The 15,628-nt window shown below is 40.9% G+C and carries 14 protein-coding genes and 1 pseudogene; 13 read left to right on the forward strand and 2 right to left on the reverse strand.

The window, feature by feature from the left end:
* Positions 1-100: 100 nt before the first annotated feature.
* The 8 genes from ACFW0C_RS00790 to ACFW0C_RS00825 all read left to right on the forward strand — a co-directional run bounded on the left by ACFW0C_RS00790 (position 101) and on the right by ACFW0C_RS00825 (position 9,588).
* Positions 101-733: an HD domain-containing protein gene (locus tag ACFW0C_RS00790; protein ID WP_378104501.1), complete on the forward strand. Its 633-nt coding sequence runs from the start codon at positions 101-103 to the stop codon at positions 731-733.
* Positions 717-1,061 carry a winged helix-turn-helix transcriptional regulator gene (locus ACFW0C_RS00795; protein WP_378104503.1) on the forward strand — a complete coding sequence of 115 codons (345 nt, stop codon included), beginning with the start codon at positions 717-719 and terminating at the stop codon, positions 1,059-1,061. The genes ACFW0C_RS00790 and ACFW0C_RS00795 overlap by 17 nt, the downstream gene beginning before the upstream one ends.
* A 533-nt stretch (positions 1,062-1,594) precedes the next feature.
* Entirely contained in the window at positions 1,595-2,641 is a 1,047-nt protein-coding gene (pheS, locus tag ACFW0C_RS00800) for a phenylalanine--tRNA ligase subunit alpha (protein ID WP_378104505.1), read from the forward strand.
* A 6-nt stretch (positions 2,642-2,647) separates the two neighbouring features.
* Complete coding sequence (gene pheT, locus ACFW0C_RS00805; RefSeq protein WP_378104507.1) at positions 2,648-5,077, forward strand: phenylalanine--tRNA ligase subunit beta; 2,430 nt, start codon at positions 2,648-2,650, stop codon at positions 5,075-5,077.
* Between the two features lie 183 nt (positions 5,078-5,260).
* The gene (locus ACFW0C_RS00810) at positions 5,261-6,745 is read left to right on the forward strand and encodes a gluconokinase (protein ID WP_378104510.1); all 1,485 of its coding nucleotides are present in this window, start codon (positions 5,261-5,263) and stop codon (positions 6,743-6,745) included.
* A gap of 159 nt (positions 6,746-6,904) precedes the next feature.
* Positions 6,905-7,888 (forward strand): phosphate acetyltransferase, encoded by a 984-nt coding sequence (gene pta / locus ACFW0C_RS00815; RefSeq protein WP_290489932.1) that lies wholly within the window; start codon positions 6,905-6,907, stop codon positions 7,886-7,888.
* A gap of 645 nt (positions 7,889-8,533) precedes the next feature.
* Positions 8,534-9,001: a tRNA (adenosine(37)-N6)-threonylcarbamoyltransferase complex ATPase subunit type 1 TsaE gene (gene tsaE / locus ACFW0C_RS00820; protein WP_378104511.1), complete on the forward strand. Its 468-nt coding sequence runs from the start codon at positions 8,534-8,536 to the stop codon at positions 8,999-9,001.
* 47 nt (positions 9,002-9,048) lie between these two features.
* Positions 9,049-9,588 (forward strand): GNAT family N-acetyltransferase, encoded by a 540-nt coding sequence (locus tag ACFW0C_RS00825; RefSeq protein ID WP_378104514.1) that lies wholly within the window; start codon positions 9,049-9,051, stop codon positions 9,586-9,588.
* A gap of 58 nt (positions 9,589-9,646) precedes the next feature.
* Here the strand turns inward: ACFW0C_RS00825 and ACFW0C_RS00830 are convergent, their stop codons facing one another.
* Positions 9,647-9,886 carry a TraX protein gene (locus ACFW0C_RS00830; protein ID WP_378104516.1) on the reverse strand — a complete coding sequence of 80 codons (240 nt, stop codon included), beginning with the start codon at positions 9,884-9,886 and terminating at the stop codon, positions 9,647-9,649.
* A gap of 227 nt (positions 9,887-10,113) precedes the next feature.
* Here ACFW0C_RS00830 and murB point away from each other — a divergent pair, with 227 nt between their 5' ends.
* The 5 genes and pseudogenes from murB to ACFW0C_RS00855 all read left to right on the forward strand — a co-directional run.
* Positions 10,114-11,049: a UDP-N-acetylmuramate dehydrogenase gene (murB, locus tag ACFW0C_RS00835; protein ID WP_378104517.1), complete on the forward strand. Its 936-nt coding sequence runs from the start codon at positions 10,114-10,116 to the stop codon at positions 11,047-11,049.
* A gap of 87 nt (positions 11,050-11,136) precedes the next feature.
* Positions 11,137-12,798, forward strand: coding sequence for a DUF3744 domain-containing protein (locus tag ACFW0C_RS00840; protein WP_378104520.1), 1,662 nt, complete (start codon positions 11,137-11,139; stop codon positions 12,796-12,798).
* Between the two features lie 39 nt (positions 12,799-12,837).
* Positions 12,838-13,548: an AzlC family ABC transporter permease gene (locus ACFW0C_RS00845; protein WP_378104523.1), complete on the forward strand. Its 711-nt coding sequence runs from the start codon at positions 12,838-12,840 to the stop codon at positions 13,546-13,548.
* 10 nt (positions 13,549-13,558) lie between these two features.
* Positions 13,559-13,870, forward strand: a complete 312-nt coding sequence (locus tag ACFW0C_RS00850) for an AzlD domain-containing protein (protein ID WP_378104525.1) — start codon at positions 13,559-13,561, stop codon at positions 13,868-13,870.
* 198 nt (positions 13,871-14,068) lie between these two features.
* Positions 14,069-14,278 (forward strand): annotated as a pseudogene (locus ACFW0C_RS00855) ((S)-ureidoglycine aminohydrolase); the annotation flags it as partial.
* A gap of 300 nt (positions 14,279-14,578) precedes the next feature.
* Here the strand turns inward: ACFW0C_RS00855 and fni are convergent.
* Positions 14,579-15,628, reverse strand: a complete 1,050-nt coding sequence (fni, locus tag ACFW0C_RS00860; protein ID WP_378104527.1) for a type 2 isopentenyl-diphosphate Delta-isomerase — start codon at positions 15,626-15,628, stop codon at positions 14,579-14,581.

A 15,628-nucleotide genomic window follows, 5' to 3' on the forward strand; every position in this document is an offset into this window, starting at 1 on the left:
TCAATCGTAAGACATGACAGTATTTACCACAACTCTTGCAATGTATTAAGTTAGCTTGTAGCAATCAGTAGAATGTAGTGAATTTTGTTGGAAAAGGGTGATGAATGTGACAGCGCAAGAACATTATTTTTGGGAAGACGATCAAGCGTATATGCAGATCATAGCTGACATTAAGGATCATCCCTTCGTTACGGACCTGGCTTATTTTAAGCAACACGTCCACGGGAATCGCTTGACCCATTCTTATCTAGTGTCTTATATGGCCTATAAAGTGGCTAAGACGCTAGGTTGGGATTACAAGGCCTGTGCACGTGCTGGTTTATTACATGATTTATTTTATTATAGACCAGGTGAAGTCACTTTTTCTAAAGGGACCCATCTTAGGAACCATCCTAAAATTGCCTTAATGAATGCTCGTGTAGTGACGGATTTATCACCTGTTGAAGAAGACATTATTTTAAAACATATGTGGCTCGCAACCCCACATTTTCCTCGCTACAAAGAGTCCTATGTGGTCACTTTCGTGGATAAATATATTGCAACTGAGGATTTTATAAAACCTAGTTTGGCCAACTTATCACAGAGACAAATGATGAAATCTTTTAGGAACTTCGTCGGTAAATTGGTTATTCCAGCGCTTGCTGGCACAAGTAGTAAAGATGTCTCATTAGAAGAAAAGGAAGAATTAGTAGAAACGCAAGAGGAGATTGATCAAGATGGAAATTACCATTAAACAAGCAGATTTACCGGTAATGTGTAGTAAGATGGAACATGCTTGCAAAGTGATTGGTAAAAAATGGAACAGCTTAATTATTGAAGTATTACTGGCAACACCACTAAGATTCGGTCAATTACGTGACTCAATCAACGGTATTTCTGACCGTGTGTTAATTGAACGCTTACGTGAGTTGACAGAAGAAGGTATCGTCCGCAAAGAAGAATCAGCATCAAACGGCCACAACATTACCGTTTATACATTGACTGAAAAAGGACAAGACTTACAAAAAATCTTTAACAACCTACACAATTGGGCAGACGAATGGGTAGACCCAGCAGAATAAGCCTTATTAATAGGTAAAATGTCTTACATTACAGGTGCAGAAAACGGCGAAGCAATATATTTTCTTTCGCTAAACGCCCTGAACAATATCTTACGTTCATGGCATTGCTAGGAAAGTGAATGCTGAAGGCATCTAAATTAACAAGTGTTATGTTTAGTATTTGATGGTTGGTTACTGAGGTTGACAAATCAAGTAAAATCGCTAAAATATAAAGAGAAATTACGTTAACAGAAGACAATTTTTAACAATATGTAGTCTAGAGAGTAAGTGGCGCTGGGAATCTTACCTACATAGTTAAAATATTTTCACTTCTTGAGTAGGCTTGCGGGAGAATAGCTGTGCTATTTGAAAGCAGGTCCGGTCGACCCGTTAAAACGATCAATGAGTGCTGGTATGGACTAACTATACCGGAATCAGGGTGGTACCACGGTCTTTCGTCCCTTTTTTTAGGGGACGGAGGACCTTTTTTTATTGGTCTTGATACTCACAGTTAGAAATACTCATACAAAGGATAAAAGTCAGGAGATGGAAAAATGCAAATTATTGATGATTTAAAAGCCATTGAAAGCCAAATCATAGATGAAATTGATGCAGCACAATCACTAGCTGATATTAAAGCTGTTCGTGTGAAATATTTAGGGAAAAAGGGTCCTATTACGGAAGCCCTACGCGGTATGCGTGATTTATCAGCAGAAGAGCGTCCAAAAGTTGGTGCTTACGCCAATGAATTGAAAGCAAAAGCCGATGGCAAATTAAGCGAAAAAGAAACCTTACTTTCTGCAGCAGCTTTAGAAGCCCAATTACAAGCGGAAGCGATTGACGTTACTTTACCTGGTGAAAAACCAGCAACTGGTACCAAACACGTTTTGACACAAGTCATGGAAGAAATTGAAGACTTGTTTATTTCTATGGGTTACGAGGTGGTTGAAGGGCCAGAAATTGAGTCTGACTTCTACAACTTCGAACGGATGAACTTACCAAAGGACCACCCAGCGCGTGACATGCAAGATACTTTCTACATCAACGACGAGGTCTTATTACGTACCCATACATCACCGGTACAAGCACGTGCAATGGATGCTCACGACTTTGAGGCGGGCCCATTAAAAATGATCTCACCTGGTAAAGTTTACCGCCGCGATGATGATGACGCGACGCATTCACACCAATTCCATCAAATTGAAGGTTTGGTTGTTGACCGTAATGTGTCACTAGCTGACTTAAAAGGGACTTTAGAATTGTTTGCCCGGCATATGTTTGGGGAAGAAACTGAAGTGCGTTTACGTCCGTCTTATTTCCCGTTCACTGAGCCATCTGTTGAAATTGATGTCACTTGTTTCAAGTGTGGTGGTGATGGCTGTAACATCTGTAAGCAATCTGGTTGGATTGAAATTCTAGGTGGTGGTATGGTTCACCCTTCAGTGCTTGAGATGGCTGGTATTGATTCTACTGAATACACTGGTTTTGCCTTTGGTTTAGGACCTGACCGTGTGGCTATGTTGAAATATGGTATTGATGACATTCGTCATTTTTACCAAAATGATTTACGATTCTTAAAACAATTTACGGAAGAGGGGTAGCAATAAATGAAAGTATCATATAATTGGTTAAATGAATTTATCGATCTTGCTGACTTGAATCCGCAAGATATTGGGGAACGTATGTCACGTACTGGTATTGAGGTTGACGGCGTGAATGCCTTAGGTACTGGCTTGAAGAAAATTGTTGTGGGCCACGTATTAACTTGCGAACCACATCCAGATTCTGACCATCTGTCAATTACGACTGTTGAAGTGGGCGAAGATGAGCCTTTCCAAATTGTCTGCGGCGCGCCAAATGTGGCTGCAGGTCAAAAGGTTATCGTTGCCTTACCAAACTCTCGTATTGCGGGTAATGTGAAAATTAAAAAAGGTAAAATGCGTGGTGTTGTTTCTCAAGGGATGATTTGTTCACTTGAGGAAATTGGTTTCTCAAACAGTGTCGTTCCTAAAGAATACGCTGACGGGATTATGGTCTTACCTGAAGAAGCACCAGCTGGTATGGATATTGTTGAATACCTTAAATTAGATGACCCGATCATTGAATTAGATATTACACCAAACCGTGCAGATGCCTTCTCTATGCGTGGTGTAGCTTGGGAATTAGCGGCTGTATACAACCGTCAACCAAACTTTGACTACACTGATATCACTAAGTATGACGGGAAAGATTTAGCAGGCGCGATTGACTTGAAAGTTGCAGACACTGAATTAGTGCCTGAGTACAATGCTTTCTTGGTGAAAAATGTCACTGTTGAACCATCACCGCTATGGCTACAATTACGCTTAATGGCAGCTGGCATCCGTCCCATTAATAACGTAGTGGACATCACTAACTATGTTTTACTAGCAAATGGCCAACCATTACATGCCTTTGACTATGATAAATTAGACCATAAGGTAATCGAAACGCGTCTAGCTAAAGAGGGCGAACGAATCGTCACGCTTGATGAAGTGGACCGTCCCTTACTAGATTCAGATATCGTCATAACCGACGGTGAAAAACCAATTGCACTAGCTGGTGTTATGGGTGGGTTAGATACTGAAATCGATGAAAATACCACAAATGTATTGATTGAAGCAGCCAACTTTGAACCAATCCATATTCGCAAAACTGCTCGTCGTAATGGCTTGCATTCTGAATCATCTATGCGTAACGAACGTGGTATTAACAAGGCAACAGTTGCTGAATCAGGTGCATTTGCAGCTGAAATGATTGCTGATTTAGCCAAAGGTGAAGTCGTTGAAGGTAGCGAACGCGTTTCTGCCATCGACTTAACCCCAGTTCAAGTCACCACTAGCCTAGCATACGTTAACAAACGTTTGGGGATGGACTTATCTTATGAAGACATCCAACAAATCTTCAAGCAATTACAATTTGAAGTAGCGGGTAACGGCGACGAATTCACTGTTTCTGTACCATCTCGTCGCTGGGATATCAGCATTCAAGCTGATTTAGTAGAAGAAATCGCCCGTATCTACGGTTATGACAAGATTCCTTCTCGCTTACCGGCTGTTAACGCACAAAATATGGGGCTTACTGACTGGCAAGCTTTCAAACGTCGTACCAATAACCAAATGTTGGCAGAAGGATTTAACCAAGTGATTGCTTACTCATTAATCGGGGACAATCAAACGGTATTGGAAATGGCGAACGCGAAACCAGTAGCACTTGACTTCCCAATGTCAGATGACCGTCGTTTCATGCGGACTAATCTTTTAAGTGCCTTACTTGAAATTGTTCAATACAATGTAGCCCGTAAAACTTCTGATGTCGCTATTTTTGAATCAGGCCGTGTTTTCAAATGGGCAGACGCTGACCTACCAGTGGATGAAACACATTTAGCCGCTGTTTGGACTGGTAACACGCAAGCGAAAACTTGGAGTCACCAAGCGAAAGCTGTTGATTTCTATGACATGAAGGGTGTAGTTGAAAGTATTTTAGATTCATTCAACCTTGATGTGGCAGTTGCATTTGAAGCAACGTCTGAGTTGGCAGATATGCATCCAGGCCGTACTGCCAAAATTTATGCAGTAGGTCAATCTGATGAACGTGTTGAATTAGGTTACATTGGGCAATTACACCCAAGTGTTGCTGACAAATATGACTTGAAAGATACCTTGGTATTTGAAATTTCATTAGACGAAATTTACGCCTTACCAAAAATAGATGTCAAACAATCAGCAATCCCTAAATTCCCAGGTTCTGACCGGGATATCGCTATCCTTGTGTCTGACCAAGTAACGAATGCGGATGTTATGAAAACTATTCAAAAGGCTTCTAAAGGAGGCATCTTAGTCGATATCGAAATCTTCGATGTTTATCAAGGTGAAAATATTGAAGACGGTAAGAAATCACTTGCTTACAGCTTGAAATACTTGAACCCACAAGCGACTTTAACGGATGAAGAAGTGTCGAATGATGTTGCTCGTATTACTGAAGCACTAACAAACGAATTATCAGCTGAAATCCGTTAATATTTAGCTGAGAACACTTTAATAAACTAGCACAAGCGCAATGATGTCCGGTTAACCTTTATCGTGGCTTCATTGCGTTTTTGTGGTTAAATAGAGGTATCCTATTCCTTTTTAAAAATGGCTATCGAAAATTAAGCTGTTTTTCCAGAAGAAAATAATTGTATTTAGAAAGTAGGAATCATTTTGCAATACTTTCAATATTTCGTCGCCGATCTTGGCACCACCAACCTAAAATTTGCCTTGATGGAAACCCCGTACCGGGTCTTAGACACTATAGAAGCACGCAATCACATTCAACAAAATAGCGATGGCAAGCATGAAAGTAATCCGCTAGTCGTTTTCCAACAATTCGTGGACTTACTTAAAGCAATGCAAGCCAAGTATCCCTGGGTCAACACTTTAATATTTTCAAGCCAAATGCATGCGTTGCTTGCAATGAATCAAGCAGGTCATATTCTGCAAAACACCATGACTTGGGCAGATTTGCGGGCCAAGCATGTGGGGCAGGAAATGCAGGCATCAGGTCAAGCGGCTGCTTTTTTCGCCCAATCAGGGACACCAATCCATGCCATGAATCCCTTTGTGAAATTAGCCTATCTAAACATGGCACGTCCCGAATTGTTCACCGACAAAACGGTACAATTTATGGACATCAAGGCTTATATTATCCGTCAGTTAACGGGAAACTTTGTGATTGACCGACCTACGGCATCTGCTATGGGGCTGATGGATTTAGTCCAAAATACTTGGTCCGAAGACTTACTAAAGGTGGTCGGCCTAACTGAAAACCAGTTGCCGGCATTAGTCGATTCAACAAAAGAATTGCCTGTAAAATCTGACTTTATCCAGTCCTTAGGCTTAGCTAACGATTTCCATATACTGGCAGGATCAACTGACGGCGCCTTGGCCAACCTATCTAATTTAGCCTATGCTAACCAGAAAGGACAGGGACTCAGTCCATTCGTTTTATCTTTTGGGACTTCAGCAGCTGTTCGGACCTTAACTGACCAATTAACCTTGCATAAAAGCGGTCGCATTTTCACCTATATCGTTGACGACCAGCCCCATTATGTCGTCGGTGGGCCAGTTAACAATGCCGGCAACGCATTGGATTGGTGCCATCAACACTTTGGCTTTAGGGCAAATGGGCAATCTTTTTCAGATATGTTAGCCACACTTTTGGCGCATGATTTATCAGCTAGCGGCCCTTACTTCTTGCCATTCTTAAACGGGGAAAGAGCCCCATATTGGAATGCCAACCTACAAGCTGAATTTAAAGGGATTCAAGGGCACACGAGCCAGTTAGACATGGCTAAAGCTGTCTTTGAAGGGGTCTTTTTTGAAATTCGGCAAGTGGTAGATATGGTCTTTGAGACCGCTGATTTAGATCAAAAAATGATTCAGGTAAACGGAAAAATATTTAAAAACCCTAAAATAGGGCAATGGATCGCAAATATTATGGGGATAACCTTGCAATATGTTTCAGATGACGACGCGAGCTTGGTTGGGGCCGGTGTACTTGTGGAAGGGCCTAGCTTAAGGCAAGACTTGTCATTTTCCACTATAGCGCCGGATGAAAAAATGGCTGAAAAATATAAAGAAAAATTTAGGCTATATCAAAAATACGCGGATTCTGCTGACCGTGAATCAAAAACATTTTTGTATTAAAATAGACAAATTTCTCGTTCAAAAATTAGACGAATAATTGACTGAGCGTCTGCTATTTAATGTCAGCACATCTTTGCAGTATTTGTTATGACAAATTTTTTGGAATCGTGTAAAATACAGAGAGTAAGCGTTTTAAATTTCTGAGGAGGAATGTTAAAAATGGATATGTTTGATAGCTTAAAGGCCAAGATCCAAGATAAAAATGTCCGTGTCGTTTTCCCGGAGGGGTACGATGAACGTATTCTAGGAGCTGTTGTGCGTTTGAAAGCTGAAAGAATTCTTGAACCAGTTTTATTAGGAAAACCAGAAGAATTGAAAACAATCGCCCATGATCGTGGCTTTGATATCGAAAACATTGAGGTTATTGATCCAAACAACTACGAGGCATTCGACGAAATGGTTGAAGCTTTTGTCGAACGCCGTAGAGGTAAGGCTACTGAAGAACAAGCACGTAAAATTTTACGCGACGAAAACTACTTCGGTACTATGTTGGTATACCAAGGTCTATGTGATGCCTTAGTATCAGGCGCCCGTCATTCTACAGGTGACACAGTTCGTCCAGCCTTACAAATTATTAAAACAAAACCAGGCGTTAAATCTACATCAGGTGCCTTCATCATGTTGCGTGGTCGCGACCAAGAGAAATACTTATTCTCTGACTGTGCGATTAACATCAACCCAGATGCAGAAGGTTTGGCTGAAATTGCCGTTGAATCTGCTAAAACAGCTGCGATGTTTGACATTGATCCAAAAGTTGCTTTATTGAGCTTCTCAACTAAAGGGTCAGCAAAATCTCCAGAGCAAGAGAAAGTTGCTGAAGCAACCCGTCTTGCGAAAGAAAAAGCACCACAATTTGAAATTGACGGTGAATTACAATTTGATGCAGCTTTTGTAGATGCAGTAGCAAAACAAAAAGCACCAGATTCTAACGTTGCTGGTAAAGCAACAGTATTCGTATTCCCAGAAATCCAATCAGGTAACATTGGCTACAAGATTGCACAACGTTTCGGTAACTTTGAAGCAATCGGCCCAATCTTACAAGGTATGGCGAAACCTATTTCAGACCTTTCACGTGGTTGTGTAGAAGAAGATGTTTACAAATTAGCTATCATCACAGCGAACCAAGCCATCTTAGAAGACTAAAGTAAATAAAACAATATTGAAAGAGGAATGGCTTTTTTTGCTGTTTCTCTTTTTGCATATGAAGAAGGAAATGGTTTTTACCTAATAGGTTAAAATGTTCCAATCTCTAGGGGGAGTTGTCTTATAATGGGGGTATGATGACTTAGGCATGGGGCAGTATTGTGGAATCAAGATACAAAAATCCATTGCTTGAAAAGGTGTGGTCGAATCATGCAAAGTCAACCTACGTGCACGGTGATGAGTTTGTTATGATATTTATGCGTAGAATCAGAGAATTAAAAACGGTAGGTAGTGTCAAAGAAATCAAAAATAGTTTGGGCGCTGTCATCTATTAAAAGGAAATAGAAAAGACCAATACGACATGGCTATTTTACATCCATTTAGGTTGATATTGGAAAAAGATGGTGCAAAGTGACATTTCCAGTAGAAAGGCGTAAGGCATTAATGGTTAACATGGATATGTCTCAAGGAGAATTTGCCAAAAGGATGGGTTTCAGTCAAAACATGTCTCAAATTTAATCAATAGAAAAGTGAGATTACCACCGAAACAGCTTTGAAAAATGAATAAAGAATGCTTGAATCTTGTAGTCTTTTTGATTTTTTAGTAAAGTAAGTGAAGATATTATAAGGGAGAGAAGGTGTCATATGACTTATACAATTGAATGGGCGAGTGAGGCTGATACAGATGCTTTTGCCCAAAAATTAGCCAACCAAGTGCAAGCAGGGGACATTATTTGCTTGGAAGGCAATTTAGGAGCGGGGAAAACCACTTTCACCAAATACTTTGCCAAGGCTTTAGGTATTGATCAAGCCATTAAAAGCCCGACTTACACGATTATTCGCGAATATGAAGACAACGACATCCCTTTATACCACATGGATGCGTATCGATTAGAAGAAACAGGCTCAGATAGTGTCGGTTTGGAAGATTATCTTAACGGCGATGGGGTGACCATTATCGAATGGCCTCAATTTGTAGCCGAGGATTTACCTAAAGATTATCTCTGGATAACCTTAACTGCAACTTCTGAAAACAGTCGTGAGGTAACCTTAACCTATGAAGGCCCGCGAGGACAAGCATTGTATGATGGGGTAGTGGCTGACCTCACTTAAGCTAACAGCCAATTTTACGAGTAGTCACATAGAAGGATTGAGACAATATGAAAAAAGAACAATTAGAAATTACTTTAGCAGACGCTATGCCTAAAGATGCAAAAGCCTTATTAGACTTCTACAAGGAAGTGGGTAACGAAACTGACTTCCTTTCATTCGGTGAAGAAGGCTTAGGAATTAACCAAGAACAAGAAACCCGCTATTTAAAATCTTTACAAGAAGTGTTGAATAATCGTGTGTTAATTGCACGATTAGGGGATGATATTATTGGTGTTGCAAGCATTGGGGCAGAACAACATGCTAAAGTGGCGCATATGGGTGAACTAGGCATTTCTATTCTACGTCGATTCTGGGGACTGGGTTTATCCCGTGTCATGATGGAAGATATGATTGACTGGGCAACAGAAAATGATATCTTACGTTACTTACGTTTAGAAGTATCTAAAGATAATATGCGGGCCATTGGCTTGTATGAAAAATTCGGTTTTGAAGAAATTGGTGTAACCCCTAAAGGGATTTATCATGACAATGCCTTCCATGATTTAGTCATGATGGGCTTAGCAGTCGAAAACCAAGACCAAGCATAAGTATATCGCATAGCAAAAAGGTCGAGACCATTTCAGTCTCGACCTTTTAAAATTCATATTACTTTAGAATGGCCATAGCGATCATTACAATTAATAGCATGACTTCAATTGTTACAAGGGACCAACGCCATTTATTGTCTTTTTCATTAAAGGCGAAAATCATGGCAATAATTGGAATAATGATAGATAGTGAGATGTTTGTCCAAGCTAAATCCGCTGCAGGACGGGCAATCTGCAAACCTGCGTAGATAAAGGTTAAAGCGAGCATCATTAAGGCATTTTGTCTGATTTTATTCATAGAGAGGTCCTTTCGTATTAAAGGTTGGGACAATTTGTCACTAATTAAAATAATACTATAACACGTTTTTAAGAGAATGTTAACGAATCTGCCACACAAACCCTTTAACCTAATGTAAAAATACGTTAAAATATGTTATTATGAATTAGATTTAACTAGCAGTTTATCAGCAATTTTTGCTGTTTTTTTATTATTGCTAAATATATTACCAGGAAGGGTAATTTACCATGTTTTTAAACGATTTGCGCAAAGCATTTCCCCAATCAACGATAAAATTCAACGAACCATTAAATAACTATACCTATACAAAAACGGGTGGACCAGCGGATGTTTTAATTTTCCCAGAGACCCCAGAAGAAATCCAAGCACTTATTCGTTTTGCCAATAAAGCCCACGAACCAATTTTAGTTCTTGGTAATTCGTCAAACGTAATCATTTCAGATGAAGGTGTGTCAGGAGTTGTCTTGATGCTGACTGAAATGGATTATATCCAAATTGACGGTACACACATTAAAGCTGGCGCTGGCTCTAAAATCATCGATGTGAGTCGTTCGGCAGGTGCTGAAGGCTTGACTGGTTTTGAATTCGCTTGTGGTATCCCAGGCTCCACTGGTGGCGCGGTATACATGAACGCAGGTGCTTATGGCGGCGAAATTTCTGAAGTCCTAGTTGAAGTGGACGTGGTCACAAAAGCCGGACGCATGTACACTTTGAAGAACGAAGACCTAAATCTTTCTTACCGACACTCTGACCTACAAGAAACAGGCGACATTGTGGTTGAAGCCCGTTTTAAATTGAAAAAGGGTGACCTAAAGTCAATCTTAGCTAAAATGGATGAGTTGACTTACCTTCGTGAATCCAAGCAACCGTTAGAGTATCCATCATGCGGATCTGTTTTCAAACGACCAGAAGGCCATTTTACAGGGAAACTGATCCAAGAAGCTAAATTACAAGGCTACACTATTGGTGGCGCACAAATTTCGAAAAAACATGCTGGTTTCATTATCAATGTGGGTGGTGCAACAGCAACTGACTATATCAATATGATCCACCACATTCAAGAAGTGATTTGGGACCTGAATAAGGTAGCCCTTGAACCAGAAGTGCGTATTTTAGGTAAGCGGTCTAAATACGATACAGTAGATGCGGATTTCGCCGACTAGGGATTCACCAGCTATTAGATAGAATTCATATAACCATTCGCATGTAAATATTATTGAAAGGGGCATGGATTTATGTCAAATCCTTGGATGCAATTTAAAAATATGTCGTTTACCTATGAGGGTGCAGGTAGACGGGCATTAAAAAATATCAATCTAACATTCTATCGCGGTGAAAAAGTGTTGATCATCGGGGCTAATGCCTCAGGTAAATCCACCCTAGTACGCGCCTTACGCGGAAAATTAGCGAGCGACGAATTTCAAGGAACTATTGAAGGGGAGATTATCAATTTCGACCTAGAAATGGAAACTATGGACGCAACAGCTATGGCTGATGCGGTCGACCATCACTTGGCGCAAACCCTTGAAGAAAACGGTAAGCGCAAGCGGTCAAGTGATTATATCCCTAATTTTTCGGAAGAATTAAAGCACCGTATCCTTGAACACCCAACCGAAGCAGATACTAGTATAGAGCGTCTTTCAGAAGGGCAAAGAGACATTCAAAATTTTGTCAATAACGTCAACTATGAGCAATCCGTCTTTATTTTTGATGAGCCTTTAGCGAACTTAGCACCCCGCGCTGGGCAAATTTTCATCGATTTAGTAGATGATATTCACCATAATACTGACGCGACGATTGTCATGGTTGATTACCGGATTGAAGAAGTTTTATACCGTCCAGTTGACCGCGTCATCGTCCTTTCCGAAGGTCGTGTTATTTTTGATGGGGATTCAGAGAAATTATTAAAACGGAATATTCTGAACAGTTTAGGTATTGGCGAGCCAGCCTATGTATCGGCGATTCGCTATACCGGCTATCCTTTAGAAAAGGTCCGTAACATATCAAATGTCAATTATATACATGGTCCAGACCTAAAACGAACCATTGAATCCTGGCTGATGACCGTACCAAATTTCGTCCAAAAACGTAGTGATGAATCCGTTCTGACCCTTGATAATGTATCCTACACTTATCCATGGCGGAACCGGCCCACCTTGCGCAATATTTCCACTCAAGTTTTCAAGGGTGACATGATTGCCATTGTCGGGAAAAATGGGTCGGGTAAGTCCACGCTGGGTCAAATGATGGACGGAAACATCCGCCCGGATTCGGGCACGATGACTTGGTTAGGTGAAGAAGTCACTGACGATAACCTATGTCAAATGAAGCAGGAAACAGTCTATATCCAACAAAATATCGATCAATCCATCCTGGATTTCACTGTGAAAGACTATCTGAATGGGATTGCCGCTAATTGTAATTACTCCGCGGAAGAAGCAGAAGAAGTCATTCGAGATTCCTTAAAACGAACGGGTTTGATTTATGCTGCTCAACTACGAATTGGCCAGTTATCCTTCGGCCAACAAAAACGAATTATGTTGTCGTCTGCCTTAATCAACAAGCCGTCACTATTAATTATTGACGAGCCTTCTGAAGGCCAAGACTACCATCATTATAATGAATTCATGCAGTACCTATATCAAATTAACCAAGAACAAGAAATTGCGATTATCATCAACACTCATAACACGGACCTAGTATTAGAATTTACTCGTCATGCTTGGGTATTATCTGAGGGCGAATTAATCGCGGATACCCAACCTATTCGAATCGCCACGGATTACCGTTTAATTCAGAGAGCCTTCTTACGGGAATCAAATTTATATATCTTTGCCCGTCAAATCGGCTTAATCGATCCTTACAATTTCATCAAAAAATTTATGGATTATCATAGAGAAGTTAACCGTTAGTTAGGTGTGACTTTAATCAAACATAAGGGAGGGTGTTTAATGGAAGAAACAGTGGACGCCAAGTCCGAACGAATCAAGCTATCAATCCCCATTATCGTGGCTTATCTACCAGTTGGTTTGGCTTGTGGTTTACTACTCGCTAATACCGGCTTAACCTGGTGGCAGGTCGTGCTGATGTCCAGTTTAGTATTTGGGGGCTCCGCACAATTTGTGGCAGCAGCTCTGATTGCGCAAAACGCTGGTGTAATGGAAGTATTTATTTCAGTACTATTATTAAGTTCCCGCCAAGCCTTGTATAGTGTATCTTTTGGCCCTTATTTAAAACAAGCGCCTGATTTTAAGGTCGCTTGGTTAGGCTACATGACAGCAGACGAATCTTACGCCATCAATATCTTAAAACTGCAGGATAACAATCCACAGAAACCATGGGCCATTAACGATGCCTTATTCGTCGCCACTGCAACATGGCTTTCCTGGATCCTATTTACTGCATCAGGTGCATTGTTTGGTACATTCATTCAAATTCCTGACGTCATTTCAAACTTTGTCATGGTTGCTATGTTTATCGGCATTCTTGTCCCGAATCTAAATAACCGCATGATGCTCAATACCATGTTATTTACCGGTGTGATTGCCGTCATCTTGATGACTATTTTCCAATCATCTTATGTAATTATTATGGCCACAGCCATCGCCTTAGCGGTCGTATTCTATTTCTTACAGCGTCAAGAAAATAAGCGTGTAGCATAGGAGGGGTTTCATGACATTATTCGTAGTAACACTCGGCTTACTGTGCACCGCCCTGCGCGTCGTACCTGCACTCGTTATGCGTAACAGCAAAGTTTCTCCAATGGTATACAAAACAATGGCTTATCTACCCGTTATTATTTTTACCGCAATGATTTACACCGACATATTTTTCTGGGAAAGCCACTTCAACCTTAACCTATTGGAGAACATCAAACTGATACCAGCACTCGTGTCCTTGTTCGTCGCCTACCGGTTTAAAGACATCATCAAAACCATCATTGCCGGCGTTGGCACCATCGCCATTTTATACATTTTCTTATAATTTTTTGAAAAAGGGTATAGCGATTCCAAGCTAGCCTCAGACCGTGACTCGAGGGCCATGGTCTTTTTTACTGTCGTCATTTGTTTAAAATCAACAATCCTTTGTTTAAAATTGTAGGGTGTGAAGGTGGCGCTTTTATTTTAAAGCGGTTACACTTTAAGTGGTCAATCATAAATGAAACAATTGGAGGCGGATGAAATGGGCTACAAAAATAAAAACACAGGCTACCGGGATGGACTACTTGAAAACCGGTCCATCATTCAGAAAAATAATTACGCTATCTTGACCCATGATGGTTTAGTTAATAACCTAGTACCAGGCTTTGAAAATACACGAATTTCCATTCTTGGGTCACCGCGAATGGGGGCAAGTTTTTCAGACTTTATCGCAGAATTTGAAGAAGGTGGGGCATTTGTCAATAGGATGAACGTCCCTTTGTTTTTGGGTTACCTGGTATAAATAGGTGGCAGTCCTAATAAAAATGTACACAAAAAAAGTGCCTTGCTACTGTTGCGCTGGCACTTTTAGGTAAATATTTAAGTTAAAGTGATATTTGTGTCACATTTTTATAAAGGGGCTCTCGCACCTCATAGTCGAGTTCAAAATGTCAGACCCGTGCCACTTCAGAAATAAGTTGTGTGATGTGCCATCACTACACTTCTTTCTTCCACTGTTACGAGTCTAAACGACATTTTTTACATCCTTCTCTTAATTCTGGCTTCTTGATGCGAAATACTCGATATTGATTCGGCGGAGTCTTGACCATTCGGCTGGTTTGCCGGTGATCATTAAGTCTGTGTCACGCAGTTCGTTCAGGTTTTGGCAGTCCAATACCATCATCAATAAGCGCAATTGTTCGTCGTAAGACTTGACCATTTCAATCGTAGCGTCTACGCCTTCACCAAGGACTGAATGCAGGAATTGACCTGACATACCGACGGCAGATGCGCCTAGGGCAAGTGCCTTCATCATTTGCATCGGGTCTTTAATCCCACCAGAAGCGACGATGGCCGTCTGGCTCATCAAAGGCTGTGCTTCTAATAATGAAATGACGGTTGATTGACCCCAGTCAGCCATGTAGGCGAATTCTTGGTGTTCACGGCGGGCGTTTTCGATTTTGGCGAAATTCGTCCCACCTGTACCTGAGACATCGATGGTATTGACGCCTAAACTTTGTAGGTGGTGCATGGTTTGGTATGACATACCAAAGCCAACTTCCTTGACCATAACAGGTCGGTCTAAGTTTTCAACGATAGCGACGATATTATCTTCTAGTTTTCTGAAATCACGGTCGCCTTCAGGCATGACAATTTCTTGAGCCGTATTCAAATGAATTTGTAGGGCATCAGCGTCTAATAAATCGACTGCTCTTTTGGCATCCTCTAAGGTCTTATCAGCGCCGACATTGGCCATCAAGAAACCATTAGGATTCACGTCACGAATAATGGTAAAAGAATCTGCTACAGAAGGGTCTTTTAAAGCTGCAGAAACGGATCCTGAAGCCATTGGTAAATGACATTCACGAGCCACTTCAGCGAACATACCATTGATTTTTTTGGTCCATTCAGATCCACCAGTCATGGCATTAATATAGAAAGGGCGGTCAAACTGTTGCTTAAACAAAGTGGTCGACAAGTCGATATTATTGAATTCTTGGTGGGACAGGGATGGGTGGACAAAGCGGACAGATTCAAAATCAGTTGGCGCTGTTTGGTATTGCATTTCAGCATTATGCACGTGGGCATCTTTACGGTTCAT

It is taken from the genome of Aerococcus sp. NPDC058936 (assembly GCF_042741995.1).
Taxonomy (GTDB): domain Bacteria; phylum Bacillota; class Bacilli; order Lactobacillales; family Aerococcaceae; genus Aerococcus.

Excerpts from the sequence above, each read along its gene's own strand:
- ACFW0C_RS00840 (WP_378104520.1), top strand. The coding sequence starts at position 11,137 with ATGCAATTTAAAAATATGTCGTTTACCTATGAGGGTGCAGGTAGACGG.
- pheT (WP_378104507.1), top strand. The coding sequence starts at position 2,648 with ATGAAAGTATCATATAATTGGTTAAATGAATTTATCGATCTTGCTGAC.
- tsaE (WP_378104511.1), top strand. The coding sequence starts at position 8,534 with ATGACTTATACAATTGAATGGGCGAGTGAGGCTGATACAGATGCTTTT.
- murB (WP_378104517.1), top strand. The coding sequence starts at position 10,114 with ATGTTTTTAAACGATTTGCGCAAAGCATTTCCCCAATCAACGATAAAA.
- ACFW0C_RS00790 (WP_378104501.1), top strand. The coding sequence starts at position 101 with ATGAATGTGACAGCGCAAGAACATTATTTTTGGGAAGACGATCAAGCG.
- ACFW0C_RS00845 (WP_378104523.1), top strand. The coding sequence starts at position 12,838 with ATGGAAGAAACAGTGGACGCCAAGTCCGAACGAATCAAGCTATCAATC.
- fni (WP_378104527.1), bottom strand. The coding sequence starts at position 15,628 with ATGAACCGTAAAGATGCCCACGTGCATAATGCTGAAATGCAATACCAA.
- pta (WP_290489932.1), top strand. The coding sequence starts at position 6,905 with ATGGATATGTTTGATAGCTTAAAGGCCAAGATCCAAGATAAAAATGTC.
- ACFW0C_RS00825 (WP_378104514.1), top strand. The coding sequence starts at position 9,049 with ATGAAAAAAGAACAATTAGAAATTACTTTAGCAGACGCTATGCCTAAA.
- pheS (WP_378104505.1), top strand. The coding sequence starts at position 1,595 with ATGCAAATTATTGATGATTTAAAAGCCATTGAAAGCCAAATCATAGAT.
- ACFW0C_RS00830 (WP_378104516.1), bottom strand. The coding sequence starts at position 9,886 with ATGAATAAAATCAGACAAAATGCCTTAATGATGCTCGCTTTAACCTTT.
- ACFW0C_RS00850 (WP_378104525.1), top strand. The coding sequence starts at position 13,559 with ATGACATTATTCGTAGTAACACTCGGCTTACTGTGCACCGCCCTGCGC.
- ACFW0C_RS00795 (WP_378104503.1), top strand. The coding sequence starts at position 717 with ATGGAAATTACCATTAAACAAGCAGATTTACCGGTAATGTGTAGTAAG.